This window comes from Thermodesulfobacteriota bacterium (genome assembly GCA_039028315.1).
Lineage (GTDB): Bacteria > Desulfobacterota_D > UBA1144 > Nemesobacterales > UBA2774 > CR02bin9.
The window spans coordinates 1-2658 of sequence record JBCCIH010000244.1 but is presented as its reverse complement, the minus strand read 5'-3'; the positions used below and the strand labels follow the sequence as shown (position 1 = coordinate 2658).

Genomic DNA, 2658 nt, shown 5'->3' with positions numbered 1-2658 from the left:
GTACCGTTGATGTTGAAATTAGAGGAACGGAGACCTACCTTTCCTGGCGCCTTACCATCTCAAATGGCAGCACAGTTACGGGAGAGTTTCAGGGTGTACTCCGCAATATTTAGAAAAGAATTGAGCATTTTGATCACTATCGTAAATGCTTAGACGATAAAGCGCCGGCTGGTTTAGGAATCACGGAAGTACCTGAACGAGCCGGTTTCGTTTTTCGAGTGGTGGGAACAAGAAAAATTGCTTGTAGGAAGCGCCTTGTTATTGCCTCAATCAAGAGAAGGTTGCCGAATTAGGATGAATGAAGCGGACGAAAATGAAAAAAGATCAATTCCCATCATTTGAAGAGTTTAAACGCGAACAACAAGACATGGCAGCAGCACTTGGAAGAGCGTACAATGCCGCCAGGATAGAAATAGCGTATGAAGAGCATATCAAGAACCTTACAGAGGGGGAATTGCTGGATCCGATTCCTGCTACCAGCACGACTGTCGGCGGATATCTTGAAAAACTAGAAGAAGTTTTTGAGGTAAACTCATTGAAGGAAGGTGAGCTGGCAATCTTCATTGCCCCGTCTTTTTATGAGGAATGGCAGATGAGAATCACAAAAGAAGAGGTTTGGGCAGAACAAGTTGAAAAGCAAATTTGGAGGCAGTTTGATCAGCGAATACCCATAGATAAGACAAGAAATAGACAAGCAGTTGAGATTAGCCCGGCAGATAGATCAGTGCTTGCGCAAGAATGCACGGAGCTTATCCTGAATAAACGAGAAAGAGAAGGCCGAAGGCTGGTGCTTGATGGGATAGCTTATTACTTCTACTTGAGACAAGATGGTCAATTGTTAAGCGCAATGAAGCATTCACCACAAGCAAACACCAGGACGGGAGAATTGGTAGAGCGCATTGGGCGATGGATCAATAGTAAGCCAACAACAACCGCTTAGTGCAATCATTCTTAGGATTACTGACAATAATCATATAGACTTGGCTATAGCTGTTTTGCTCCATTGCTTCAAAATGGAAGTATTTTATTCGATCATAAATGCCTTCCCCCGATCACAAGCTGCAATAGAGGGAAAGCATTCGTTTTTAGAATTGGGAAGTATCATAATAAGTGTGGAAGTTTTAAGATGGAGGGCCATGGCCCTCCATCTTAATTTAGTAAATTTCAAAACACACTTGAAAGATGACAAACAAAGAAGATTTATTGAACGCCGATTTCCTCAAGCAGTTTAAGTCTGGGGAAGAGTTGGAGTCATTTCTAAGCGAGCTACACAAACGCGGTATTGAGCAAATGCTGGAGGGAGAAATCGATGCTCATTTAGATTATGTAAAACATCAGCGTAGCTCTAATCCAAATTCGCGTAATGGTAGTTCCACTAAACGTATTAAGACCGCTTATGGTGAGTCAGAGATACGAGTGCCTCGTGATCGGGATGCTAGCTTTGAGCCTCAAATAGTACCTAAGCGTTCTCGACTAGCCAAAGGCATTGAATCGATGGTTATTTCCTTGTATGCCAAGGGCATGAGTAATGCTGATATCGAAGAGCAGATTCGTGAGCTCTATGATTTTAACATTTCTACCTCAACGATCTCAAAAATCACAGATAAGGTTACATCTGATATTGTGGCTTGGCAAAACCGACCACTTGAACCACTGTATCTAGTAGCTTGGATGGATGGTATTGTCTTTAAAGTGCGGGATAACTCGCGAGTGATCAATAAGACGATCTATCTGGCTTGTGGGCCTTAAGCTAGATGGTAAAAAAGAAGTCCTTGGTATGTGGTTAGGCAAAGCCGAAGCGGCCAGCTTCTGGATGGGAGTGCTCACGGATTTAAAAGCCCGAGGAGTTGAGGATATTCTGATCACGGTAACCGACAACCTGAAGGGCTTTACTAAGACTATTCAAAGTGTATTCCCTAATTCAGACACTCAAATTTGTGTGGTTCACCAAATCCGGAATGCCTGCAAATACGTAGTATGGAAAGATCGTAAGGCCTTTGCAAAAGACATGAAACCGATCTATGAAGCCCCTAATAGAGAAGCGGCCAGAGCTGCCTTAAAGGATTTTGCCTCTAAATGGAATGACAAATACCCCTATGCCATTAAGTCCTGGGAAAATAACTGGGAGGAGCTGACCACGTTCTTCGATTTTCCTGCTGAGATTAGAAAAATTATCTATACCACCAACTTGATTGAAAACCTCAATGGAAAGATTAGGAAGTACACCAAGAATAAAATGTCTTTCCCGACTGACCAGGCCTTGAAAAAGTCCGTATACCTGGCTATTTTTGAAATCACCAAAAAATGGACCATGCCTATCCGAAACTGGCCCATTATCTTAAATCAGTTTATTGCTCTGTTTGATCAAAGGATCAAACTCTAAATCTGGGCCTAAGCCCTCTATTTTAACTTACACGTTTTTTAGGATACTGTCGCAATTGAAAAGCTAATCCCTGCAAAATCTACTACTACGACTTCATTCTTCACTTCGAATCCCCGTGACCAAAGATGTCTTCGGATTTCTCTTTCCGTTATTGCCATTAAAAAAGGCTCAATATTTTTTCCCTTTCGCCATGCTATAACGTTCCATTTCATCATTAAGGGTAGACTTTTTTATTGTTTCCAAAGTACTTAGGTTTATTACGCATAACTCCAGCT

Annotated in this window: 1 protein-coding gene and 1 pseudogene; both read left to right on the top strand. The window is 41.9% G+C overall.

Features of this window, described 5'->3' with window-relative positions; genetic code table 11:
- Window positions 1-313 precede the first annotated feature (313 nt).
- Window positions 314-940, top strand: coding sequence for a hypothetical protein (locus AAF462_11485; protein ID MEM7009744.1), 627 nt, complete (start codon window positions 314-316; stop codon window positions 938-940).
- Window positions 941-1182: 242 nt separating this feature from the next.
- A pseudogene (locus tag AAF462_11480) lies at window positions 1183-2383 on the top strand (IS256 family transposase).
- Window positions 2384-2658: the final 275 nt, after the last annotated feature.